Source organism: Geodermatophilus nigrescens (genome assembly GCF_900129495.1).
GTDB lineage: Bacteria > Actinomycetota > Actinomycetes > Mycobacteriales > Geodermatophilaceae > Geodermatophilus > Geodermatophilus nigrescens.
In genome coordinates this window covers 14375-37884 of record NZ_FQVX01000006.1, presented here as the reverse complement: position 1 = coordinate 37884, position 23510 = coordinate 14375, and the positions used below count along the sequence as shown (strand labels likewise).

Genomic DNA, 23510 nt, shown 5'->3' with positions numbered 1-23510 from the left:
GATGGACCGGCCGCGGCGGGCGGACTCATCGGTACACGGCAGCGGCCCCCTCCCCGGATGGGGAGGGGGCCGCTGCCGTGCGGTGGTGCTGGCGGTTCCGCTGGTAGCGGTGGTGCGGTCAGCGCCGGGTGGTGCGGTCGACCAGGTCGATCGCGGTGCACAGCCCGAGCGCCATCGCGCGGCCGCTGGTGGAGCCGGTGGCCAGCAGGCCCTCGACCGCCGGGCCCAGCGGGCGCTCGCCGACCAGGCCCTGCAGCACCGCGGCGTACTCGCCGCTGACGTGGCCGGCCGCGGCGTGCCGCAGCAGCGCCCGCGACAGCTCGGTGGTGCGGCCGGCGGCCAGCGAGTAGACGCCCGCGGCGAACCGCTCCGCGGCCGGGTGCCCGAGCAGGACCAGCCCGGCCATCGTGCCGGCCATGACGTCGTCGCCGGCCGGGGTGAGGCCGGGGCCCAGGCCGATCAGCCGGACGGCGGTGCGCAGCGCCGCGTCGAGGTCGGCCCGGCGCACCGCGCCGCGCAGCGCCGCGAGCGGCCCGCCCGGGCCGGCCGGCAGGCCGGGGAGCGTGAACGCGCTGTGCGGCACGCCCTCGCCGTAGAGGGTGGTGCGCAGCTGGCGCACGCCCTCTGGCAGCAGCGCCGGGCGCGGGCTGGGCAGCCGCGGCCGCGGGTCCCACCAGGCCGCGGCGCGCACGACGAGGTCCCCGACCACGATCCGGCCGCCCCCGACCTCGGCCGGAGCGCCGCTCGGCAGCGCGACCAGCGGGCGGCCGTTGCTCGGCCGGAAGAGGATGCAGCCCAGGGGGAGCCGGGCGGCGTCGCTGGTGAGCACGCCGACGACGTCGGTGCCGCGGTCGGTGGGCACCTGCAGGTACACCGCCGCCGGGGCGCTCATGAGGACCCGCGCCGGGCGCACCGGGCCGCGGAGCAGGTCGGCGATGCCGGTGCTCGCCGACGACGGGACGGCACCCGCCGTCCGGGCGGGCGCGGCGGTGCGTACGGTCTCGTGCGCCGAGCTGCGCGGCAGGGGGATGGTGGGGACGCCGGCGCGGGCCGCACGCCCCCGCTCGGTGGTGGTCGTGTGGTCGATGGTGCGCATCTGCTGGCCCTCTCCCCATCGGGACATCCGGGTGACCCTCCGCTCGAGCCCCCGTCCGGCCGGCCCTCCCGCTGGGAGGGGAGGAGGGCACCGGGTGCGGTGACCGCCTACCATCCAGCGGACGGGAACCGACCGCGTCTCGAAGCTAAGCGGCGCGTCGCACGTCCTCGTATGGCGAATGTGGCCAAGAATGGGGGTGGCCGTCCAGGCACACCTGCCAGGTTCCTGCAACTCGAGATCGGGATAGGCCCACGAGGAGGGCGAGTCGTGACGCACAGTGAGGTCTCGATGACCTCGGGGTCGTACCCCACGGCACCGCTGCCGTTCCACCGCGGGTGGCAGTCGGCCGGTGCCGGGCGGGGCGCCCCGGCGCGCGACGAGTGGCGGGACCGGGTCGGCCTGCGCGTGGACGAGGCGCTGCGGCTGCCGCGGCTGTCCGGCGTCGAGGTGGTGGCCGGGCGCTCCGGCCTGGACCGCGTCGTCCGGCACATGGTCGTCGACGACCCCGCCCGGCCGCTGGCCACCGCCGGCCCCGACGTCGTCGTCGTCCTGGGTGCCCGGCTGCCCCCGGCCGACGCCGCCGACGCCCGGGCCCTGGTCGACAGGCTCGACCAGCTCGGCACGGCCGCGCTCGCCTACCGCCGCACCGAGGGCGCAGCCGCCGTGCCCGCCGAGGTGCTCACCGAGGCCGAGCGGCGCGGCCTGCCCGTGCTCGCGCTGCCACCCACCGTGCGCATGGACGAGGCGGTGTCGGAGGTGCTCGGCGCCGTCGTCCGCAAGCAGGGGGAGGCGCTCACCCTCTCGGCGCGCATGCACGACCAGTTCATCGACGTCGCCCTGAGCGGCGGCGGCCTCGCCGAGGTCACCGACCGGCTGGCCACCTACCTCGAGGGCGCCGCGGTGCTCGGGCTGGGGCCCGACCGCGAGATCGTCACCTCCGCCGGCCCGCCGGAGGACGTCGCCGAGATCAGCGACTGGCTGTGGCTGCTCGACGCCGAGGCCGAGGACGAGCTGGCCATGATGGCGCCGGCCAACCGGCTGTCGAACGTCCGGGCCGACCAGACCGTCGTCACCCCGGCCGACGTGCTGGCCGACGCCGACCTGTCGCCCGCCGACGGCATCCTGCTCGTCCCGGGCCACCACGAGCTGCCCGGCGGGGTGGGGGAGTACGCCGTCGCGCCGATCATGGCCGGCGAGCAGCGCCACGGCTGGCTGGTCGCGGTGCACCGCAGCGGGCAGATGGTGGTCGGCGCCGGCGGTGTGCTGGAGCGGGCCGCCGTCGTCTCGGCGCTGTCGGTCATCCGGCAGCAGGCCGTGCACTCGGTCGAGCTGCGCTTCCAGGGCGACCTGGTGCGCCGGCTGGTCGCCGGGTCCCTGCGGCACACCGAGCGGGCGCTGGCGCAGACCCGCTCGTTCGGCTGGCGGCTCGACGGGCCGGTCGTCGTCCTGGTGACGGCCACCGAGACCGCCGCCGACCCGCAGGCCGACCCCACCCGCGCCCTCGACGTCCTCGACCGGCTCGCCGACGGCTGGCGCGCCGCGCTGGAGACCGAGGTGACCGGCGCCGCGGTCGCGGGCCTGTCGTCGGAGATCGTCACCGTGCTGCCCCTGGACGGGCGGACGCCGGAGGAGATCACCGCGCTGGTCACCGCCGTCACCAGCAGGGTGAACGCCCGCGTGCGCCGGGTCGGGCGGGTGCTGGCCACCGGCATCGGCCGGCCCGCGGAGTCGATCTCGGCGCTCGGCGAGGCGCACCAGCAGGCGCAGCGGGCGCTCGGCGTCGGGCAGGAGATCCACGGCCCGGCGACGGTCACCCACTTCGACCAGCTCGGCGTCTTCCGGCTGCTGTCGCTGATCCCCGACTCGACCGAGCTGCGGTCCTACGTCGACGAGGTGCTCGGCACGCTGGCCGACGCCTCCGACCCGGACTCCGCCGACCTGCGCGAGACGCTGCGGGTGCTGCTGGAGACCAACCTCAACGTCGCCGAGTCCGCCCGCCGCCTGCACTTCCACTACAACACGATGCGCTACCGGATCGGCAAGCTGGAGCGGCTGCTCGGGCCCTTCACGACCGACCCGACGCTGCGGCTGAACCTGCTGCTCGCGCTGCACGCCGCGCGGATGCGGGGCCTGGACCAGCCGCACCGGCCGCCGGTCGACTCCGGGCTGCTCCCGCCCGACGACGGCTACGACGCGCTGATCTGAGCCGGCAGGCCCACGAGGTCGGCGCTGACGTCCCACAGCTCCCGCGCCCGCCGCGGGTCGAGGCTCTCCGGCGACGACGGCGCCTCCACGCCGCGCTCGACGTAGCGGCCGGGGGTGCCGTCGGGGCCGGTCACCACGTCGGCGAGCTGGCCGGCGGCCCGCTCGACGGTCTGCGCGCCCGGCAGCCGCTCGAGCAGCGGGGTGAGTCGGCGGTAGAGGGCCTGCGCGCGGGGGGAGTAGTCGCGGGCCAGTCCGGTGGCCGGCAGCAGGCCCGGGTCGAACGTGACGACGTCGATCCCCGGGGTGCGCCGGGCCAGCTCGCGGGAGAAGTAGACGGTGGCGAGCTTCGACGTCGCGTAGGCCCGCTGGCCCGATCCCTCGCGGGGTGTGGCGAGCACCCGCGGGTCCTCCCAGCGCGGGCGCGGGTACGGGCCGGACTTGCGCAGCGTGCCGAAGTGCGTGCCGCTGCCCACCGTGACGACGCGGCCGCCGGGCGCCAGGTGCGGCAGCAGCAGCCGGGTCAGCAGGTAGTTGCCGAGGTGGTTGACGGCGAAGGTGAGCTCGTGGCCGTCGGCGGAGGCGACGTCGGAGCGGGTGACCTGCAGGCCGGCGTTGAGCACCAGGACGTCGACCGGCGGCTCCTGCCCGGCGACCGTGGCCGCGGCCTCCCGGACCGACGCCAGCGAGGCGAGCTCGAGGGCGACCAGGCCGGCGTCCGGGCCGAGCTCGCCGGCGAGCGCCCGGCCGCGCCGCAGGTCACGGACGGCGAGGACGACCCGCCAGCCGGGGGTGGCGGCCAGGCGCCGGACGGTGGCCAGGCCCAGGCCGGAGGTGGCGCCGGTGACGAGTGCGGTGCGGGTCGTGCCCATGGGGGAGCTCCCTCGGTCGAGTGGGTGGGACGTCGTCCCGGAGTGAGACTTTGTTTCAGACGGCGACGTCGTGTCAAGATGTCCCCGTGAACGAGACCGCCGCGCAGCGCCGCCGCCGGAGGACCCGCGTCGAGGTGACCCGCCGCGCCGTCGAGCTGTTCGCCGCGCGGGGGTACGCCGCCACGAGCACCGAGGAGGTCGCCGCGGCCGCCGACGTCTCGCGCAGCACGCTGTTCCGGCTGTTCTCCGACAAGGAGGACCTGCTGTTCGCCCTGGAGGACGAGCTGCTGGCCACCGCCCGGGCGGCCGTCGCGGAGGCCCCCGCGGACCTGCGGCCGTGGCCGGCGGTGAGCTGGGCCGCCGTCCGGATGGCCGGGGAGCTCGCGCCGCTGCGCGACCTCATGGTGCAGCGCGAGGAGGTCGTGGCCGCCGTCCCGGCACTGCACCTGCGCGCCGCGGGGAAGCTGCGCCGCTGGGAGGCGTCGCTGGCCGAGGGGCTGCGCGACCGCGGCGTGCCCGGCGAGGACGCGCTGCTGCTCGCCAAGCTCGTCGTCGCCTGCTTCGAGGTGGCCCAGGCCGGCTGGCTGGCCGGCGACGCCGGGGACCTGCCCGCCCTGGTGACCGCCGCGCTCGAGCGGCTGCCGGCGGCGCTGGAGAGCTGAGCCGCGCCGGCGTGCCGCTGCGACCGGGCTGCGCCGGCGGCGCCCGCCCGGCAGCATCGCGGGGGTGACCGCGCCGGTGGACGAGCTCGTCGCCCGCATGCAGCGCCTGCTCGACGGGCTGGAGGCGGCCGGCGACCCGGCGCGCTTCTTCCTCGGCACCTACCTGCGCACCACGCAGGCGGTGGGCGCCGCCATCGACGACGGGCTGTTCGAGGACGCCGGCTGGGTGACCGACTGGGACGTCGACTTCGCCGGGTGCTACCTCGACGCCCTCGAGGCGCACCGCCGCGACCCGGCGTCACCGCCCGCGCCCTGGCGGGAGGCGTTCGGCGCCGACCCGGCCACCCGGCCCGAGGGGCACGTGCTGCTCGGGATGAACGCGCACATCAACTTCGACCTGCCGCAGTCGCTGGTGCGGGTCATCGGCCCGGCCGACTTCGCCGACCCCGCCGTGCTGGCCGCCCGCGCCCGCGACCACGAGCGGATCGACGAGGTGCTCGCCGCCCGCGTGGCCAGCGAGGACCGGGCGCTGCAGGCGGCGGGGTCGCGGCGGACCGTCGTCGACCGGGTGATGGCCGGGGCCAACCGGCGGGCCGCGCGGGTGCTGCTGCGCGAGTCGCGGCGGAAGGTGTGGGCCAACACCGCGGCGCTGCACGCCGCGCGGACGGCGGGCCCGGACGCCTACGCCCGGCGGGTGGCGCAGCTGGAGTCCGCGGCCGCGGCGCGCGTGGCCGACCTGCGGCGGGGCGGGCCGGTGCTGCTGCGGCTGGCCGTGCGCGGCTTCGGCGTCGTCCTGCCCCCGGCCTGACCGCCTCCGGGGTCCCGCCCGCGCTGCCGGATCGGCGCTCCGGGCGCAGGCTGTCCGGGGTGCCGCACCGGGCGGCGCGGGAGGAGCACCGCATGAGCGAGACCGGCCGGCCGCTGTCCGGGAAGGTGGCCCTGGTGACCGGGGCGTCGTCGGGGATCGGGGAGGCCACCGCCGTCGCGCTGGCCGGTGCGGGCGCGGCCGTGGCGGTCGGCGCCCGCCGCGCCGACCGGCTCGAGGCGCTGGCGGGCCGGCTGCGCGACGGCGGTGCCCGCGTGCTGACCCTCGACCTCGACGTCACCGACGAGGCGTCCTGCCGGGCGGCCGTCGCCCGGACCCGCGAGGAGCTCGGCGGGCTCGACGTCCTGGTCAACAACGCCGGCGTCATGCTGCTCGGCACGATCGTCGGCGCCGACGTCGAGGACTGGCGGCGGATGCTGTCCACCAACGTCCTCGGCCTCATGTACATGACCCACGCGGCGATCGACGGCATGGTCGAGCAGGGCTCGGGCGACGTCGTGAACATCTCGAGCGTCGCCGGGCGCACCGCCCGCAAGGGCGCCGGCGTCTACAACGCCAGCAAGTGGGCGGTGAACGCGTTCAGCGAGTCGCTGCGCCAGGAGGTGACCACCCGCGGCGTGCGGATCTCGCTGGTCGAGCCCGGCGCGGTGGCCACCGAGCTCACCGACCACATCACCCAGCCCGAGGCGAAGGCGGCGTCCCAGCGGATGGCCGCGGAGATGACGCCGCTGCAGGCCGAGGACGTCGCCCGCGCGATCGCCTACGTGGTGAGCCAGCCGCCGCACGTGGCGGTCAACGAGGTGCTGGTCCGCCCCACCGCCCAGGAGAGGTGACGGGACGGGCATGGGAAGCCATCCGCACGTCCGGGGCGCCAGGACGTGCGGATGGCTTCCTGTGCCGCATCAGTCGGAGAAGACCTCGATCGACGCGCCCATCTCGACCAGGCGCTCGTAGAGGTGCTCGTAGCCGCGGGCGATGATGTCGACGTTGCGCAGCACCGACGTGCCGCGCGAGGCCAGCATCGCCAGCAGGATGCACACCGCGGGCCGCAGCGCCGGCGGGCACACGACCTCCGCGCTGCGCCAGCGGGTCGGGCCGGTCACCAGCACCCGGTGCGGGTCCATGAGCCGGACGTCGGCGCCCAGGCGGGTCAGGTCCGACAGGTGGATCGCCCGGTTGTCGTAGACCCAGTCGTGGATCAGCGTCGACCCGGTCGCCGACGCCGCGATGACGGCGAAGAACGGCAGGTTGTCGATGTTGAGGCCCGGGAACGGCATCGGGTGGATCTTGTCGATCGGGGCCTTGAGCTGCGACGGGTGGATCGTGACGTCGGCCAGCCGGGTGTGCCCGTTGTCGGCCAGGTACTCCGGCGAGCGCTCGAACCGCAGCCCCATCTCGGCCAGCACCGCGAGCTCGATCTCCAGGAACTCCACCGGCGCGCGGCGCACGGTGAGCTCCGAGTTGGTCACGATGCCCGCCGTCAGCAGGCTCATCGCCTCGACCGGGTCCTCGCTGATCGTGTAGTCGACGTCGGCGTCGAGGACGGCGCGGCCGGTCACGGTGAGCGTCGTCGTCCCGAGGCCCTCGACGCCCACGCCGAGCAGCTGCAGGTACAGGCACAGGTCCTGGACCATGTAGTTGGAGCTGGCGTTGCGGATGACCGTGGTGCCCTCGGTGCGGGCGGCGGCCAGCAGCGCGTTCTCGGTGACGGTGTCCCCGCGCTCGGTCAGCACGATGGTGCGCCGCTCGGTGGCCCGCGGGTCGACGGTCGCGTGGTACTCGCCGGCGTGCGCCTCGACGTCGAGGCCGAACGGCCGCAGCGCGATCATGTGCGGCTCGACCGTGCGGGTGCCGAGGTCGCAGCCGCCGGCGTAGGGGAGCCGGAACGTGCGGGCCCGGTGCAGCAGCGGGCCGAGGAACATGATGATGCTGCGGGTGCGGCGGGCGGCGTCGGCGTCGATGCCCGCGAGGTCGAGCTCGTCGGGGACGACGAGGGTCAGGTCGCGGCCGGCCCCGTCCCAGGTGGCGGAGACGCCGATGGAACGCAGCACGTCGAGGATCCGGTCGACCTCGACGATCCGGGCGACGTTGCGCAGCGTCGTGCGGCCGCGGTTGAGCAGCGCCGCGCACAGCAGGGCGACGGCGGCGTTCTTCGACGACTTCACCGTGACGCTGCCGCGCAGCGGCGTGCCGCCGGTGACGCGCAGGTGGGTGGGGCCGGCCGGGCCGACGCTGATGAGCTCGCTGTCCAGTGCCTCCGACAGGCGCCCGAGCAGCTCCAGTGTCAGGTTCTGGCCGCCCTGCTCGATGCGGGCGACGGCGCTCTGGCTGGTGGCCAGGCGCTCGGCCAGCTGCTGCTGGGTGAGGCCCCGGTGGCGGCGGGCGTCGCGCACCAGCGCGCCGATCCGGGCGGCGCTGGCGGCCGTGCCGAGGGGGGAGGGGGCGGGCGAGGGGGCCGTCGTCTCGGCCGGGATCTCGGTCGCGGTCACGGGGGGCCACGCTATCTCGTACATGAGATGGGGCCGCGCGCCACGCCGAGAGGGACCGGTCCGCCCGTCCCGTTCGGCAGACTGTCGCCATGGAGGTCCTCGTCACCGGAGGCAGCGGCCAGCTCGGCCGGACACTGGTGCCCGCACTGCAGGCTGCGGGCCACGACGTGCGGCAGATGTCGCGGCGCGGGGCGGGCCCCGGCGGGGTGCGCGGCGACCTCGCCACCGGCCGCGACCTCGCGCAGGCGGTCCGCGGCGCCGAGGTGGTCGTGCACGCCGCCAGCGACCCGCGGGGCAACCCCTGGGAGGTGGACGTCGCGGGCACCCGGCGCCTCGTGCAGGCGCTCGACCGCGGCCGGCTGCGGCACCTCGTGTACGTGTCGATCGTCGGCGTCGACCGGGTGCCCTTCGGCTACTACCGCGCCAAGTACGCCGCCGAGCAGGTGCTGCTCGCCTCCGGGCTGCCGGTGACGCTCGCCCGCGTCACCCAGTTCCACCCGTTCGTCGACGAGATGCTCACCACCGCCCGGCGCGGGCCGGTGCTCATCGTGCCGATGGGCTGGACCGCCGCTCCGGTCGACGTCGGCGAGGCAGCCGGGTTCCTCACCGAGCTCGCGGGCGGGCAGCCGACCGGCGACGTCGTCGAGTTCGGCGGGCCCGAGGACCTCTCGGCCGGCGACCTCGCCCGGGCGTGGGCGGCGGCGCGCGAACCCGGCGTGCGGGTGGTGTCCACGCCGCTGCCGGGGAAGCTGTCGGCGGCGTTCCGGGAGGGCGGCGTGCTGCCCGGCGCCCGGGCCGCGCGCGGGCGGCGGACGTACGGCGAACACCTGCGCGGGGTCTGAACACGCGCCCGGGCGCACCTCCGCTGCCGTTCTCCGCAGCGCGGCTGCCAGGCCCGGTGCCGCGTCGGGAAACCGCCAGCGGGGCGTCCCCGGGCCCGCCTAGTGTCCGCCCGTGCACCCCGCCCGCGCCGCCTCGCTGCCCGTCCTGTCCGCCGTCGCCGTCACCGTCCTGGCCTGGGCGTCGGCCTTCATCGGCATCCGGGCGGTCGGTGAGGACCTCTCGCCCGGGGCGCTGGCGCTGGGCCGGCTGCTGGTCGGGACGGCGGTGCTCGGACTGCTGTCCCTCGGCCGCGGCTGGGTGGCGCCGACGCGGCGGGAGTGGGGCCTGCTCGCCATCTGCGGCGTGGGCTGGTTCGGCGTCTACAACGTCGCGCTCAACGCCGCCGAGCGGCACCTCGACGCCGGGACGACGGCGATGCTGGTCAACATCGGGCCGATCCTCATCGCCGTGCTGGCCGGGGTCTGGCTGGGCGAGGGCTTCCCGCGCTGGCTGGTGGCCGGGCTCGCCGTCGCCTTCGCCGGGGTGCTGCTGATCGGCATCGCCGGGCGCGGGTCCGGCGGCGACCTGCTCGGCGTGCTGCTGTGCCTGGTCGCGGCGGTGACCTACGCCGCCGGCGTGGTGGCGCAGAAGCCGCTGCTGCGCCGGCTGCCGGGCCTGCAGGTGACGGCGACGGCGTGCGCGATCGGCGCGGCGTGCTGCCTGCCGTGGGCCGGCGTGCTGGCTGCGGAGGTGGCCGCGGCGCCGGCGTCGTCGGTGCTCGGCACGGTCTACCTCGGCGTGGTCCCGACGGCGCTGGCGTTCAGCACCTGGGCCTACGCGCTCGCCCGCATGCCCGCGGGGCGGCTGGGCGTGACCACCTACCTGGTGCCGCCGCTGGTGGTGCTCCTGTCCTGGCTGCTGCTCGACGAGGTGCCGGCGGCGCTGGCCGTCGTCGGCGGCGTGGTCTGCCTGGCCGGGGTGGCGGTGTCGCGGCGGCGGGGCCCGGTGCGCGCGGCGGCGCCGGTGCCCGCGCCGGCGCAGCGGTAGGCGCGCGCGTCCACGGACGGGGTCAGCGGCGGCGCGGGCCGGCCCAGGGGTCGTCGGGGTCGAGGTCGTCGTGCAGGTCGTCGTGGGCGTCGTCGTGCGCGTCGTCGTCCCCGTCGCGGGGGCCGTCGGCGGCCGTGCGGGGGGACTCCCGGCGGCGGGCGGCGGCCTCGAGGGCGTCGTCGCGCTCGGCGCTGCGCCGGGCGCGGGCGAGGCGCTCCTCCTCGCGCTCGGCGGCCCGCCTCTGGCGGCGGGTGGGGCCGGTGACCGGCTCGCGGCGGGTCCGGGTCAGCCACCACAGCGACGGGCCGGTCAGCGCCAGCGCGAGGGGCAGCACGTAGGCCGCGGCGCGCTCGGTGCCGCCCTCGCCGAGCAGCTCGACCACCCCGGCGCCGTAGAAGACCGTCATCGCGGTGGCGAACAGGCCGCCGAGGGCCAGCGTGGTGCCCAGCGCCTCCGACCACGGCCGCACGGCGTAGGCCAGCGCGATGACCCCCAGGCCGCCGGCCACGAGGTAGAGGACGGCGCCGGCGGTGTGCAGGGCCGGGCTGGTCAGCCGGGGGAAGACGCCGACGAGCAGGACGCCGAGCGCCGCGGCGCCGAGCAGGCCGACCGCGGGCCGGGCGGCCCGCCCGCGCAGCGCGGGCAGCAGCGCCACGGCGCCCGCACCGATGAGTGCGGCCTGCACCACGAACGAGGTGTTCATCAGCGCCGCGCCGGGCCGGGTGGCGTCGCCGAGCGCGCTGATGACGTCGGCCGAGCGCGAGTAGGGCAGGGGGGAGCGCAGCTGGACGATCGTCTCGACGACGAAGAACTGCAGGGTCAGCACCCAGGCGAGGGCGCCCCCGGCGATCCGTTTCCGTGGCACACGACCCATCGTCCCAGCCCCCGCCCGGGGACCGGGCCGTCAGGGCGGCCGTCAGGGGAGGAGGGCCCGGACGGCGGCGTGCTGGGCGGGCGTCAGGTACGAGGGGTTGCTGCCGGCGGGCATGCGCAGCACCTCGGCGTCGCGCGCGACGGGGTCGGCGAGCAGGTCGGCGCGCGGCAGCGGGGCGGGCAGCAGGGTCACCCGGACGACGGCGACCGGCCCGCGCTCGTCCGCGCCGACGTCGCCGGCCAGTGACCCCACGGCGTGCACCCCGGGGCGGTCGCGGCCGCTGAGCCAGAGCAGCACGGGCGCGCCCGGGCGCATGAGCGCGACGCGGTACGAGGCGCGCAGGCACCGGGTGAACTCGCGCTCCTCGCCGGGGTGCCAGCCGGGGACGAGCACCTCCGGCGGCCGGGCGGTCTTCACCAGCCAGCAGCCGACGTCGTCGGGGCCGAGGCGGGTCACGGGGTCATCCCAGCAGGAGGGCACGATGGGCGCGTGCCGCCGCCGGGTCCCCGCCCCGGGGACCCGGCACCGCGGCGCACCTCGGCGGCGGTGTTCCTCGCCGGGCTCGCCGTGTTCGCCGTCCTCTACGCCCCCCAGGCCCTGCTGCCGGAGCTCACCCGGGCGTTCGGGGTGTCCCCGACGGCGGCCACGCTGACGGTCTCGGCGGCCACCGTCGGGCTGGCGCTGGGCCTGCTGGTGCTCGGGCCGCTGTCCGACCGCGTCGGGCGCACGCCGGTGCTGCACGCCTCGCTCGCCGCGGCCACCGTCCTCGCCGTCCTCGCCGCGCTGGCCCCCACCTGGCCGGTGCTGCTCGTCCTGCGGGGCCTGCAGGGGTTCGCCCTCGCCGGGCTGCCGGCCGTGGGCGTGGCCTACCTGCGCGAGGAGCTGCACCCCTCGGTGAGCTCGCGGGCGATCGGGCTGTTCGTCGGCGGGACGGCGATCGGGGGCCTGAGCGGCCGGGTGCTGTCCGGTGCGCTGGCCGACCTCGGCGGCTGGCGGACCGCGCTCGGCGGGATCGCCGCGCTGGCGGTGGGCTGCACCGTCGCCGTCCGGGTGCTGCTGCCGGCGTCGCGCCGGTTCACGCGGGTGCCGCGGGAGACGCCGGTGCTCCGCCAGCTCGCCCGCGGCTTCGGCGACCCGGTGCTCCTCGGCCTGTACGCGCTGGCGGCGCTGCTGATGGGCGGGAACGTCGCCGTGTACAACGCCGTGACGTTCCGGCTGGAGAGCGAGCCGTACGCGCTGTCCCCGGCGCTGGCCGGGCTGGTCTTCCTCACGTACCTGCTGGGCTCGGTGAGCTCGCCGCTGGCCGGGGGACTGGCCGAGCGGGCCGGGCGGCGCCTGGTGGTTCCCGTGGCGCTGCTGGTCGCCGGGGCGGGCCTCGCGCTGACGCTGGCGCGGCCGCTGGCGCTCGTCGTCGCCGGGCTCGCGGTGCTCAACGTGGGCTTCTTCGCCGCGCACGGGGTGGCCAGCGGCTGGGTGGCGGCGCGGGCCGCGCTGGGCGGGCGCCCCGTCGGGCAGGCGGCCTCGCTGTACTCGTTCTGGTACTACGTCGGCTCGTCCGTGGGCGGCACGCTGGCCGGGCGGGCCTGGGCCGACGGCGGGTGGCCCGCCGCGGCCGCCGTCGCCGGCACCGGCTTCGGCGGGGCGCTGCTGCTGGCCCTGCTGCTCGGCCGCAGCCGGAGCCTGCAGGGCCGCTGAGGGCCGCTGAGGGGCCGGGTGGGCGCCGGTGCGGCGCCCACCCGCGGGACCCCGGTCGGTCGCCTCAGTCGGTCGCGGAGTGGAACTCCGCGCCGGCGGGGTCGGCGTCGTCGGAGCCGACGGCCTGCCGCTCCTGCTCGGTGCGGTGCTGCAGCGCGTCGTCGTTGGGGCGCGGGTCGGCCCCGGCGTGCTCCTGGCGGTCGCGCGGCGCCGACTCCTCGGTGTCCATCACGTCGTCGAGGGTGGGGCGGTCGGGCTCGGTCATCGCGGTACCTCCGCTGCGTCGTCGTCGATCGGTCCCGACGGCCATAGCCGTGACGCCGCCCCGGTAACCGCTCAGCGCTGTTCGAGTGACGCGGCCGGCAACCAGGCCTCGACGAGCACCGGCCCGTGCGGTCCGGGGACGGCGTAGGCCACCCGCCCCTGCCAGCCCTCCGGCTGCTGCCGCCACTCCACGAGCAGCCCGGGCACCGTGCCCGACGTGCCGGGCGGCGTGTGCACCCAGCAGTGCCGCCCCGTGCCGTCCTCGCGGGCGCGCGGCGGGACCGCCCGGGGTGGGGGAGCGGTGGGTGCGGCGGGGACGCCGGAGTCGGCGGCCCGCTCGCCGAGCGACGGACGTGAGGACCCCCGGTTCATCCCGCCTGCCACCCGCGCAGTCTGGCACGCCCGTCGAACACGCGTTCGACCGGCGGAGACGACGGACGCCCCCCGCGAGCGGTGCTCGCGGGGGGCGCCCGGTGGTGTCGTGCGGTCAGGCCGCCCGGATGCGGCCCTCGCCGCCGACCGGGTAGTCCGTGGCGGTCACCGTGCCGCCGAGGTCCTCCTGGAGGTACTGCAGGAGCGCCTGCTGGTAGGTGACGGGCAGGACGGTGAAGGCGACACCCGCGAACGGGTAGCCGTCGCCGCCGCGCAGCGTGAAGTCGTTCGTCGCGATCGAGACCGTGCTCACCGCACCGGTCGCGACCCCGCCCTGCACCAGGTAGCGGCCGTCGTCCAGCTGCAGGTCGACGATCCGTGAGCCGACCGGGCGGCTCACGTCGTAGGTGACGCGGTACCCGGCGGCCTGGGCGAACTGCCCGGCCGGGCCCGGCAGGCCGGACAGGCCGCGCTCCACGCCGGCGATGAACGTGGCCGCCGGCATGGCCGGGGCGACGGCGACGAAGTTGCTGAAGGGCAGGACCGTGTAGGTGTCCAGCTCGCTGATCGGGCCGGCGGGCAGCACCGTGTTGTTGCGGATGCCGCCGCCGTTCTGGATCGCCACCACCGGGGCGGTGATGCCCGCGGCGGCCGCCTCGCGCCGGCCGGCGGCCAGCAGCGAGTCGGCGACCAGGTCCCCGAGGTTGGTCTCCCGGCTGCGGACGTCGTCACGGATGCCGTTGAGCGGCACCTGCGTGCTCGCCACGGTCCGCTGCGCCAGGCCGGTCACGTACTGCTGCACGGGCGCGACGACCTCGCGCTGGACGCGCGGGTCGGGCTGCACGGCGTCGGGACCGGCGGCCACGACGGGCAGGGGGCGCGAGGCAGGCTCGTCGAAGCCGATCACCCGGCCGGCGGCGTCGAAGTTCACGACGAGGCGCCCGACGTAGGAGTAGAGCGCCGCGGTGGTGACGACCGGGACGACGCGGCCGTCGGCGTCGGTCGGGGTCTGCGGGTAGTCGCCGTAGCGGGCGGTGCCGTTGGCGACGACCGGGTCGTCGGCGTCGGCGAGCAGCTCGTGGCCGCCACCGCCGACGATCACGTCGACGCCGCGCAGCTGGCGGGCCAGCGCGAGCTCGTTGTCGATGTCCTGCAGGTGCGAGACCAGCACGACCTTGTCCACGCCGGCCCGGGTGTAGGCGGCGGCCTGGGCGTTGGCGATCGAGGCGAGCGCCGGGTCGACGGTCACGCCGCGCGAGCTGGTCAGCTGGGGCAGGTCGGGCGTGGTCAGGCCGATGATGCCGATCCGCTCACCCCGCACGTCCTGCACGGAGCTCGTGACGATCGTGCCGTCGGCGACGCGGGCGGCCAGCGTGGGCTCCGCGCCGAAGCCGAGGTTGTTGGAGACGAACGTCGTGTCGTCGACGTCGCCGAGCCAGTCGGCGAGGAACTCGGGGCCGAGGTCGAAGTCGTGGTTGCCGAGGATCGAGACGTCGAACCCGGCCTCGTCGAACGCGAGGGCGTCGTAGTTCGGAGCGCCCTCCTGCTGGCTGGCCGCGAGGTTCGGGCCGGGCAGGAAGTTGTCGCCCGCCGAGATGGTCAGCACGCCGCGCTTGCCGGCCTGGCCGGCACCGGGGCGGCCGGTGGTGGCGGCGTGCTGCTCTCGCTGCACGAGCTCGACGAACCGGTCGACGCCGCCGTAGGTGTAGCCGGTGCTCGTGGTGGTCGGCAGCAGCGCGGACTCGAGGTCGTTCGCGTGCAGGATCGTCAGGGTGAAGTCCGGCCGGGGGGTGGACTGGCCTCCGCCGGGAGCGGCCGCGGCCGTGCCGGTGAGGACGCCGCTCGCCAGGGTCGCCGCGGCGGCGGTCAGGACGACGCCGCGGCGGATGGTGCGGTGGGACATGACGCTCCGGAGGTCGGGGGTGCGGGCTGGGGAACGGTCCCTCACGGAGGTGACGGGACCGTGACCGGCAGGTGAGCGGGCGCCGACGAACCGCTCGCTCATCGTCGCCGGGGTGTCACCGGCCGTCAGCGTAGCCGTCACGATGGGTGTCTACGGTGGGACCGTTCCGTCACCATCCGAGAGGACCTCCGTGCACCTCCTCCCGCCCGACCGGCGCGTGCTCGCGCGCCGGATGGCACTCGGCACCGCCGCCGCGTCCATCGCCGTCGTGGGTCTCCCCACGGTCGCCTCGGCCGCACCGCCGTCCCAGCCGTTCATCTCCGAGATCCACTACGACAACGACGGCGCCGACGCCGGCGAGTTCGTGGAGGTCACCTTCCCCGCCGGATCGCCTACGACGGGCTGGACCGTCGAGCTGTACAACGGCTCGAACGGGCAGCGCTACGACAGCGACCCCGTCGCCCCGAACGGCGTCGGTGTCGGGGTCGTGAACTACACGGGCACGCTGCAGAACGGATCCCCGGACGGCGTGGCGCTCGTCCGGGACGGTCAGGTCGTCGAGTTCCTGTCGTACGAGGGCGTGTTCGCCGCGACCAACTCCACCGCCTCGGGCAGGACGAGCACCGACATCGGCGTGAGCGAGGCCGGCACGGAGCCGGTCGGGCAGTCGCTCTCGCGCACCTACGACGCGGCGACCGACAAGCTCGTCTGGGCCGGTCCCGCCACGGCGACCCCCGGGGCGCTGAACGCCGGGGGCACCACCACGCCGCCGCAGCCGGCCACCCCCGTCTGCGACGTCGCACCGACGCACGAGATCGGCGCCGTCCAGGGCACCGGCGCCACCAGCCCGCTCGTCGGGCGGCAGGTCACCGTCCGGGGCACCGTCGTCGGCGACGTCGCGGGCTTCAGCGGCTTCTACCTGCAGGACGTCGACGGCGACGGCGACGCGGCCACCTCCGACGGCGTCTTCGTGTTCAGCCCCGTCGCGGTGGACCTGGGCGACACGGTCGCCGTCACCGGCGAGGTGACCGAGTTCGGCGGCCAGACGCAGCTCACCAGCCGCCAGGACGTGGCGGTCTGCGCCGAGGGCTCCGCCGAGGACCTCCCCGACGCGGCCCCGCTCGACCTGCCGGCCGACGACGCCGCCCGCGAGCGCCTCGAGGGCATGCTCGTCGCGCCCGTGGACACGCTCACCGTGAGCGAGGTCTTCGACCTCACCAGCTTCGGCGAGCTCACCCTCTCCGAGGGCGGCGTCCTCGTGCAGCCCACCGAGGTCGCCCGCCCGGGCACCCCGGAGGCCGCGGCGGTCATGACCGCCAACACCCTGCGGCGCATCGTCCTCGACGACGGGCTCAGCGCCCGGGTCACCACCACGACGCGGCCGTACCTGTCGCCGTCCACCCCGGTCCGGGTGGGCGACGAGCTCACCTTCACCGAGCCGGTGGTCCTCGGCTACGGCTTCAACCAGTGGCGGCTGCAGCCGGCCGACGGCACCGCGGACGGCGTCTTCGCTCCGCAGAACACCCGCCCGGCGGCGCCCGACGCGGTCCGCGGCGACGTGCAGATCGGTGCGTTCAACGTGCTGAACTACTTCCTGACCTTCGACCAGAGCGTCGGCCGCGGCGCTCGCAACGCCGAGGAGTTCGAGCGGCAGGCCGGCAAGATCGTCCCGGCCATCGCTGCGCTCGACGCCGACGTCGTCAGCCTGCTGGAGATCGAGGACACCGACTCCACCGGCCTGACCCCCGGCAACGCCGATACCGCGCTCGCCGACCTGGTGCGCCGGCTGAACGCGGCCGCGGGCGCCGAGGTCTGGAGCTACGTGCCGATGCCGCGCGAGCTCTACGGCGTCGACCGGGACGTGATCCGCAACGGGATCATCTACCGCAACGACGTCGTCCAGCCGGTCGGTGACCCGGCCGGGCTCGTCGACGAGTCGGTCTGGTCCAACGCCCGCGAGCCGCAGGCGCAGACCTTCGTCAAGGACGGCGACGCGTTCACCGTCATCGCCAACCACTTCAAGTCCAAGAGCGCCGGCGACGCGACCGGCGACAACGTGGACGCCGGTGACGGCCAGGGCCAGTGGAACGGCGACCGCGTCCGCCAGGCGGCGTCGGTGGCGGCGTTCGCGCAGGCCATCGCCGACCGCACGGGCGACCGCGACGTCGTCCTCATGGGTGACCTCAACGCCTACACCCAGGAGGACCCGATCGAGCGGCTGCGCCAGGCGGGCTTCACCGACCTCGGCGAGCGCTTCGACGAGGGCCGCTACAGCTACGTCTTCGACGACATGTCCGGCTCGCTGGACCACGCGATGGCGACGGCGGAGCTCACCGCGAAGGTGACCGACCTGGCGCACTGGAACATCAACTCGGTCGAGTCGTTCGCCTACCAGTACACGGGCGACCGGGCCCTGTACGCGGCTGACCCCTACCGCTCCAGCGACCACGACCCGATCGTGTTCGGCATCGACCTGGCCGAGCGCTGCAACGGCCTCGTCCCGACGATCCGCGGCACGGCCGGGAACGACACGCTGCGCGGCACCAACGGCGTCGACGTGATCATGGGCCTCGGCGGCGACGACGTGATCACCGGCGGCAACGGCGACGACGTCATCTGCGGCGGCGCCGGCACCGACCGGCTGGCCGGGGAGAACGGCAACGACGTGCTGCTCGGCGGGTTCGGCGTCGACACCCTCGAGGGCGGGAACGGCGACGACACGCTCGTCGGCGGCCCCGGCGCGAGCGACGTCCTGACCCAGGGCCGCGGCGCCGGCAGCGGCGAGCAGGACGGCCGCGAGTCGTAGTCCGCACCTGAGAACGCGTCCGGCGCGGCACCCGAGAGGGGTGCCGCGCCGGAGGCGTCTGCGGGGCTGCTCAGTCCCGGGAGGCCTCGCCGCCGGGCTGCTCGCCGATGGCGTCCTCCTCCGGGTCGGTGGTCGCGCGGACGCCGTCGGCCAGGGTGCGCGCCACCTCCTTCAGCAGCGCGTGCCCGGAGAGGTCCTCCACGGTCACCGGCAGCGGCAGCGACCAGTTGGGCCGGTCGGTGGTGCCCGGCATGTTCGGGCGGCGGCGTTCGGCGAGGGCGTCGTCGAGCGTGGCCGACAGCAGCAGCGACGGCGCCCGGCCGAGCAGCTCGTGCGCCCGCTTGACCGCCGTCTCCGGCCTCGCGTTCTTCCGCAGCCCGGGCAGGCGCTCGAGCAGCGACGCCCGGCCGCGCTCGAGCTCCTCGTCGGTGCCCGTGCCGTACCGGCGCTGCTCCTCGACGTCGGCCCCGCTCCACAGCCCGGCGACCGTCGGGAGGTCGTGCGTGGAGATGGCGGCCATGGCCTCCTCGGGCCACTCGGCCGGGTCGTCGTCCTCGAACCACAGCAGCCGGTAGCTGAGGATCCCGTGCTCGGCCAGGGCCTCCCGGACGCCGTCCTCGACCGTCCCGAGGTCCTCGCCGACGACGACCGCCTGCGCCCGGTGGCTCTCCAGCGCGACGATGTCGAGCAGGTCCTCGGCGGGGTAGCGGACGTAGGCACCGTCGGCCGCGGAGCCGCCGGTGGGCACCCACCACAGCCGGAACAGGCCCATGACGTGGTCGATGCGCAGGCCGCCGGCGCCGGCCATCGTGGCGCGGATCGACTCGACGAACGGCTCGTAGTCCCACGCCCGCAGCCGCCACGGGACCAGCGGCGGGGAGCCCCAGTCCTGGCCCTGCGAGTTGAACTCGTCCGGGGGCGCGCCGACCGTGGCGCCCTGCGCGAGCACGCCCTGCCAGGTCCAGGCGTCCGCGCCGCCGCCGGCGACGCCGATCGGCAGGTCCTGGATGACGGTCATGCCCTCGGTGGCCTGCTCGAGCTGGCGCGACAGGCACCACTGCAGCCAGGCGTGGAAGGCGACGTCGCGCTCGTGGTCGGCGACGAACCGGCCGACGGCGTCGCTGCGCGGGTCCTGCAGCTCCTCGGGCCAGGCGTGCCAGTCGGGGCCGTGGGCGTCGGCGAGGGCGCACCAGGTGGCCCAGTCCTGCAGCTTCTGGCCCTGGTGCCACCACCAGTCGGGGAAGGCCGGCTCGTCGCGGCCGGTGGCGTCGAACACCCGGCGCAGCACCTCGCGCTTGCGCGCCCAGATCGCGTCGCGGTCGACGAGCTCGCCGTCGTTGAGCGCGCGGCCCGCGTCGTCGTCGAGGTCGACCCGGTCGGCGCCGGGCACCTCGGCGACCCGCAGGTACAGCGGGTTGCGGAAGCGGCGGGTGGCCGGCAGGTAGGGGCTGGCCTCCTGCTCCGGGGTGGGGGCGACAGCGTGCAGCGGGTTGATGAGCACGAAGCCCGCGCCCTGGTCCGCGGCCATCTCGCGGACCGCGCGGAGGTCGGCGAGGTCGCCGATGCCCCAGCTCGCGCGGCTGCGGGTGGCGTAGAGCTGCACCGCCCACCCCCAGGCGCGTTCCTCCGGCAGCCAGCAGCGGCCCGGGGAGACGACCAGCCGCCGCCGCGGCCCGCCGGGCGCCTGCAGCCAGTGGTAGCCGAGCGGGAAGTCGGCGGGCAGCTCGCCGTCCACGTGCCGGGAGGAGCCGTCCTCCAGGGTCACCTCGGCCTCGTCGACCTCCAGGACGTCCCCGGGCCGGGCCACGATGGGCGCGCGCTCCTCGAGGTCCTCCGGCGGCTCGCCGATCACCTCCCGCAGGCGGTCGATGGTGGCCTGGGCGACCTCGTGTTCCTCGTCGAGGGCGTCGAGCCAGGTGGCGTCGATGCCCCACCGGTCGGTGCTGGGGGTGCGTGTCACCCCCCGATCCTCACGGCGCGCGCGGCTGATCGCAGCGCAGACGCGGCGTGGTGCCGCTCTCTCCCCTGAGCGGGGGCAGACTCGCGCCGTGCCGACCTGGCTGCTGGTGCACCCGCCCCTGCTCGGGCCCGCCGTCCTCGGCCCGCTGGCCGACGAGCTGCGCGCCCGCGGGGCGGCCGTCGCCGTGCCCGACCTGCGGGGGCTGGTGCAGGACCCGGCGTCGTCCGCGCCCTCGGCCGCGGGCTGGGACCGGCGCTGGGCCGCCGCCGTCCCGCGCGCCGACGTCGCCGTCGCCTTCTCCGGGGCGGGCATCGTGTTGCCCGCGGTGGCCGCCGCGGCCGGGGCGGGCGGCGCGGTGTGGCTGGACGCCGTCCTCCCGCCCGCGTCCGGGACGGCGGGGTGGCCGGCCGACGTCCGCGCGCTGGTCGGCCCGCTCACCGGCGACGACGGCCGGGTGGCCGACTGGACGACCTGGTGGGGGCCCGACGCGATGGGCGAGCTGCTGCCCGACGCCGGCGTGCGGGCCGCCGTCCTCGCCGAGGGACACCGGCTGCCGGCCGACCTGTGGTCGACGCCGGTCGAGGTCCCGCCGGTGACCGCCGCGGCCCGGTACGTGCACCTGTCGGCGTCCTACGACGGCGACGCGGCGGCGGCCCGGGACTGCGGCTGGCCGGTCGCCGGCGACGGGCGCGGCGCCCACCTCGACGTCGCCACCGCCCCGGCGCGCGTCGCGGACCTGCTCGGCTGACCGGGTTGCGGCACGGACCGGTCCCGTGGCCGGGGGCCGCCGACTCCGGTAGGCACGAGCGGTGACCGTGATCGGCTTCCACAACTCCCACGAGCAGGTCCACCCCGCGGACCTGCTCGCCGCCTCGCAGCACGCCGAGCAGGTCGGCTTCACCGCCGCCATGTGCTCCGACCACCTGACCCCGTGGAACCCGCGGCAGGGGGAGTCGGGGTTCGCGTGGTCGTGGCTGGGCGCGGCCCTGGCCACCACCGGGCTGCCCTTCGGCGCGGTGAACGCGCCCGGCCAGCGCTACCACCCGGTGATCGTCGCCCAGGCGATCGCCACCCTCGGCGCCATGTTCCCCGGCCGGTTCTGGGTGGCACTGGGCTCCGGCGAGGCCATGAACGAGCACGTCACCGGGCACGTCTGGCCGGACAAGTCGCTCCGCGACGCCCGGCTGCGCGAGTGCATCGACGTCATCCGCGCGCTGCTGGCCGGCGAGGAGGTCAGCCACGACGGGCTCGTCGTCGTCGACCGCGCCCGGATCTGGACGCTGCCCGAGCAGCAGCCGGCGCTCATCGCCCCCGCCGTCACCGCCCGCACCGCCGGCCGGCACGCCGACTGGGCCGACGGCCTGGTCACCATCAACCAGCCGCACGACGTCCTGCGCGACGTGATCGCCTCCTACCGCGACGCCGGCGGGCAGGGGTCGCTGACGATCCAGGTGCACGTCTCCTGGGACCCCGACGAGGACCGCGCGCTGGAGATCGCCCACGACCAGTGGCGCAGCAACGTGTTCCCGCCGCCGCTGTGCTGGGACCTCGACACGACGACGGCGTTCGACCAGGCCAGCGAGTACGTCCGCCCGGAGGACGTGACCAAGGCGGTCCGGGTGTCCTCCGACCTCGGCCAGCACGCCGCGTGGCTCAACGAGTACGTCGACCTCGGCTTCGACCAGGTCTACATCCACCACGTCGGCAAGGAGCAGACGGCGTTCCTCGACGCGTTCGGCGAGAAGGTGCTGCCGCAGCTCGACGTCACCCGCCCGGCGCCCGCGGTGTCGGTGCGCCCGCTGCGGCCGCAGCAGGAGCCGCAGCCCGCCGTCCTGAAGTAGCCGCCCGCCGGATCGGCGCCGGCCGAGCGGACCGGCGTCGTCCGGTTGCCCCGCGCGCCCGGGGTCGACAGGCTCGGCCGCGTGAAGATCACCGACACCGCGGATCTCTGGTGGAAGACGGCCGTCGTCTACTGCCTCGACGTCGAGACCTACCTGGACTGGAACGACGACGGCATCGGCGACTTCGCGGGCCTCGCCCAGCGCATCGACCACCTCGCCGACCTCGGCGTCACCTGCCTGTGGCTCATGCCCTTCTACCCGACGGCCGAGCGCGACGACGGCTACGACATCACCGACTTCTACGGCGTCGACCCCCGGCTGGGCAGCCACGGCGACCTGGTCGAGGTCATCCGCACCGCCAACGACCGCGGCATCCGGGTGATCGCCGACCTCGTCGTCAACCACACCTCGATCGAGCACCCGTGGTTCCAGCAGGGCCGGCGCAGCAAGGACGACCCGTTCCACGACTTCTACGTCTGGCGCGACGACGAGCCGCCGGACACCTCCGACCAGGTCCTCTTCCCCGACCAGGAGGACTCCGTCTGGACGTTCAACGAGCCGACGGGGGAGTGGTACCTGCACCGCTTCTACAAGGAGCAGCCCGACCTCGACGTCACCAACCCGCGGGTCCGCGACGAGGTCGCCAAGATCATGGGCTTCTGGCTGCAGCTGGGCCTGTCGGGCTTCCGCGTCGACGCCGTCCCCTTCTTCCTGGAGACCGAGGGCGGCGCCGACGCCGACCGGTTCCCCGACCCGCACGAGTACCTGCGGTCGCTGCGCTCCTTCCTCGGCCGGCGCACCGGCAGCGGCGTGCTGCTCGGCGAGGTGAACCTGCCGCACGAGCAGCAGCGGGACTTCTTCGGCGGTGACGACGGCGACGAGCTGACGATGCTCTTCGACTTCGTCGGCATGCAGGCGATGTACCTGTCGCTGGCCCGGGCCGACGCCGGCCCGCTGGTGAAGGCGCTGGTGGAGCGCCCGTTCGTCGACCCCGACAGCCAGTGGGCCACGTTCGTGCGCAACCACGACGAGCTCACCCTCGACAAGCTCTCCGAGGACGAGCGCGAGGAGGTCTTCGCCGCCTTCGGGCCCGAGGAGCGGATGCAGGTCTACGGCCGCGGCCTGCGCCGCCGCCTCCCACCGATGCTCGACGGCGACCCGCGGCGGGTCCGCATGGTCTACAGCCTGCTGTTCTCGCTGCCCGGCACGCCGGTGCTCTTCTACGGCGAGGAGATCGGCATGGGGGAGGACCTCTCCGCCGAGGGTCGCCTCGCCGTACGCACGCCGATGCAGTGGACGGCGGGCACGAACGGGGGCTTCTCCACCGCCGACGCCGACCGGCTGCCCGGGCCGGTGGTCGAGGGCGGCTTCGCGCCGGAGTTCGTCAACGTCGGCGACCAGCGCCGCGACGAGGACTCGCTGCTGTCGTTCATGAAGCTGCTCATCCGCCGCTACCGGGAGTCGCCGGAGCTCGGCTGGGGCAGCTTCCGGGTGCTCGAGCAGCCGCACGCGTCGGTGCTGGCGCACGTGTGCGAGTGGGACGACGGGACGCTGCTGGCCGTGCACAACCTCGGCCCCGAGCCGCGCACCGTGCCGCTCACCCTCGACGGCTGCGACGCCTCGCACCGGCTGGAGGACCTGCTGGTCACCCAGTCCACGCCGATCGGGGCCGACGGCGCGGTGGAGCTGACGCTCGACGGCTACGGGTACCGCTGGCTGCGGGTCGTCGCCGAGGGCAGCCGCCGGCTGCTGTGACCGCCGGTCACCGGCGCTCGACGG

The 23510-nt window shown here is 75.9% G+C and carries 20 protein-coding genes; 11 read left to right on the top strand and 9 right to left on the bottom strand.

The features are described 5' to 3' along the window. Positions 1 to 118: 118 nt before the first annotated feature. Positions 119 to 1123, bottom strand: a complete 1005-nt coding sequence (locus BUE37_RS21585) for an oxamate carbamoyltransferase subunit AllH family protein (RefSeq protein WP_139253094.1) — start codon at positions 1121 to 1123, stop codon at positions 119 to 121. A gap of 240 nt (positions 1124 to 1363) precedes the next feature. Here BUE37_RS21585 and BUE37_RS21580 point away from each other — a divergent pair, with 240 nt between their 5' ends. Next, positions 1364 to 3301: a PucR family transcriptional regulator gene (locus BUE37_RS21580; RefSeq protein ID WP_245794859.1), complete on the top strand. Its 1938-nt coding sequence runs from the start codon at positions 1364 to 1366 to the stop codon at positions 3299 to 3301. On the opposite strand, the gene BUE37_RS21575 is transcribed toward BUE37_RS21580, so the two are convergent. Next, positions 3283 to 4170: an SDR family NAD(P)-dependent oxidoreductase gene (locus tag BUE37_RS21575; RefSeq protein ID WP_073422519.1), complete on the bottom strand. Its 888-nt coding sequence runs from the start codon at positions 4168 to 4170 to the stop codon at positions 3283 to 3285. The genes BUE37_RS21580 and BUE37_RS21575 overlap by 19 nt on opposite strands. Positions 4171 to 4256: 86 nt before the next feature. On the opposite strand from BUE37_RS21575, the gene BUE37_RS21570 reads away from it, so the two are divergent. The 3 genes from BUE37_RS21570 to BUE37_RS21560 all read left to right on the top strand — a co-directional run bounded on the left by BUE37_RS21570 (position 4257) and on the right by BUE37_RS21560 (position 6491). Further along, positions 4257 to 4832: a TetR/AcrR family transcriptional regulator gene (locus tag BUE37_RS21570; RefSeq protein WP_175562959.1), complete on the top strand. Its 576-nt coding sequence runs from the start codon at positions 4257 to 4259 to the stop codon at positions 4830 to 4832. 64 nt (positions 4833 to 4896) lie between these two features. Then, positions 4897 to 5640 (top strand): DUF5995 family protein, encoded by a 744-nt coding sequence (locus tag BUE37_RS21565; RefSeq protein ID WP_083629007.1) that lies wholly within the window; start codon positions 4897 to 4899, stop codon positions 5638 to 5640. A gap of 92 nt (positions 5641 to 5732) precedes the next feature. Continuing rightward, entirely contained in the window at positions 5733 to 6491 is a 759-nt protein-coding gene (locus BUE37_RS21560) for an SDR family NAD(P)-dependent oxidoreductase (RefSeq protein WP_073422518.1), read from the top strand. Between the two features lie 69 nt (positions 6492 to 6560). Here the strand turns inward: BUE37_RS21560 and BUE37_RS21555 are convergent, their stop codons facing one another. Then, positions 6561 to 8147, bottom strand: a complete 1587-nt coding sequence (locus tag BUE37_RS21555; protein WP_245794858.1) for a UDP-N-acetylglucosamine 1-carboxyvinyltransferase — start codon at positions 8145 to 8147, stop codon at positions 6561 to 6563. 89 nt (positions 8148 to 8236) lie between these two features. Between BUE37_RS21555 and BUE37_RS21550 the strand changes: the two genes are divergently transcribed. Both BUE37_RS21550 and BUE37_RS21545 read left to right on the top strand, forming a co-directional pair. Further along, on the top strand, positions 8237 to 8989 hold the full coding sequence (locus BUE37_RS21550; RefSeq protein WP_073422517.1) for an SDR family oxidoreductase: 753 nt from the start codon (positions 8237 to 8239) through the stop codon (positions 8987 to 8989). 112 nt (positions 8990 to 9101) lie between these two features. Next, positions 9102 to 10016: a DMT family transporter gene (locus BUE37_RS21545; RefSeq protein WP_073422516.1), complete on the top strand. Its 915-nt coding sequence runs from the start codon at positions 9102 to 9104 to the stop codon at positions 10014 to 10016. Positions 10017 to 10038: 22 nt separating this feature from the next. On the opposite strand, the gene BUE37_RS21540 is transcribed toward BUE37_RS21545, so the two are convergent. Continuing rightward, the gene (locus BUE37_RS21540) at positions 10039 to 10890 is read right to left on the bottom strand and encodes a DUF998 domain-containing protein (protein WP_073422515.1); all 852 of its coding nucleotides are present in this window, start codon (positions 10888 to 10890) and stop codon (positions 10039 to 10041) included. Between the two features lie 42 nt (positions 10891 to 10932). After that, positions 10933 to 11346, bottom strand: a complete 414-nt coding sequence (locus tag BUE37_RS21535) for a hypothetical protein (protein ID WP_073422514.1) — start codon at positions 11344 to 11346, stop codon at positions 10933 to 10935. Between the two features lie 33 nt (positions 11347 to 11379). On the opposite strand from BUE37_RS21535, the gene BUE37_RS21530 reads away from it, so the two are divergent. After that, entirely contained in the window at positions 11380 to 12585 is a 1206-nt protein-coding gene (locus BUE37_RS21530; RefSeq protein WP_073422513.1) for an MFS transporter, read from the top strand. Between the two features lie 64 nt (positions 12586 to 12649). Here the strand turns inward: BUE37_RS21530 and BUE37_RS21525 are convergent, their stop codons facing one another. The 3 genes from BUE37_RS21525 to BUE37_RS21515 form a co-directional block, all read right to left on the bottom strand. Then, positions 12650 to 12850, bottom strand: a complete 201-nt coding sequence (locus tag BUE37_RS21525) for a hypothetical protein (RefSeq protein ID WP_073422512.1) — start codon at positions 12848 to 12850, stop codon at positions 12650 to 12652. A gap of 71 nt (positions 12851 to 12921) precedes the next feature. After that, positions 12922 to 13233: a hypothetical protein gene (locus BUE37_RS21520; RefSeq protein WP_245794854.1), complete on the bottom strand. Its 312-nt coding sequence runs from the start codon at positions 13231 to 13233 to the stop codon at positions 12922 to 12924. A 103-nt stretch (positions 13234 to 13336) separates the two neighbouring features. After that, positions 13337 to 15124, bottom strand: a complete 1788-nt coding sequence (locus tag BUE37_RS21515; protein ID WP_073422510.1) for a bifunctional metallophosphatase/5'-nucleotidase — start codon at positions 15122 to 15124, stop codon at positions 13337 to 13339. 190 nt (positions 15125 to 15314) lie between these two features. On the opposite strand from BUE37_RS21515, the gene BUE37_RS21510 reads away from it, so the two are divergent. Continuing rightward, positions 15315 to 17930 (top strand): ExeM/NucH family extracellular endonuclease, encoded by a 2616-nt coding sequence (locus BUE37_RS21510; RefSeq protein ID WP_245794853.1) that lies wholly within the window; start codon positions 15315 to 15317, stop codon positions 17928 to 17930. 70 nt (positions 17931 to 18000) lie between these two features. Here BUE37_RS21510 and malQ read toward each other — a convergent pair whose 3' ends face one another. Continuing rightward, positions 18001 to 19890: a 4-alpha-glucanotransferase gene (gene malQ, locus BUE37_RS21505; protein WP_073422509.1), complete on the bottom strand. Its 1890-nt coding sequence runs from the start codon at positions 19888 to 19890 to the stop codon at positions 18001 to 18003. A gap of 88 nt (positions 19891 to 19978) precedes the next feature. Between malQ and BUE37_RS21500 the strand changes: the two genes are divergently transcribed. The 3 genes from BUE37_RS21500 (at position 19979) to BUE37_RS21490 (ending at position 23486) form a co-directional block, all read left to right on the top strand. Further along, positions 19979 to 20638, top strand: coding sequence for a hypothetical protein (locus tag BUE37_RS21500; RefSeq protein ID WP_073422508.1), 660 nt, complete (start codon positions 19979 to 19981; stop codon positions 20636 to 20638). 61 nt (positions 20639 to 20699) lie between these two features. Further along, the gene (locus tag BUE37_RS21495; RefSeq protein WP_073422507.1) at positions 20700 to 21731 is read left to right on the top strand and encodes a TIGR03885 family FMN-dependent LLM class oxidoreductase; all 1032 of its coding nucleotides are present in this window, start codon (positions 20700 to 20702) and stop codon (positions 21729 to 21731) included. Between the two features lie 81 nt (positions 21732 to 21812). Beyond that, positions 21813 to 23486: an alpha-amylase family protein gene (locus BUE37_RS21490; protein ID WP_073422506.1), complete on the top strand. Its 1674-nt coding sequence runs from the start codon at positions 21813 to 21815 to the stop codon at positions 23484 to 23486. The last annotated feature ends 24 nt before the right edge of the window (positions 23487 to 23510 follow it).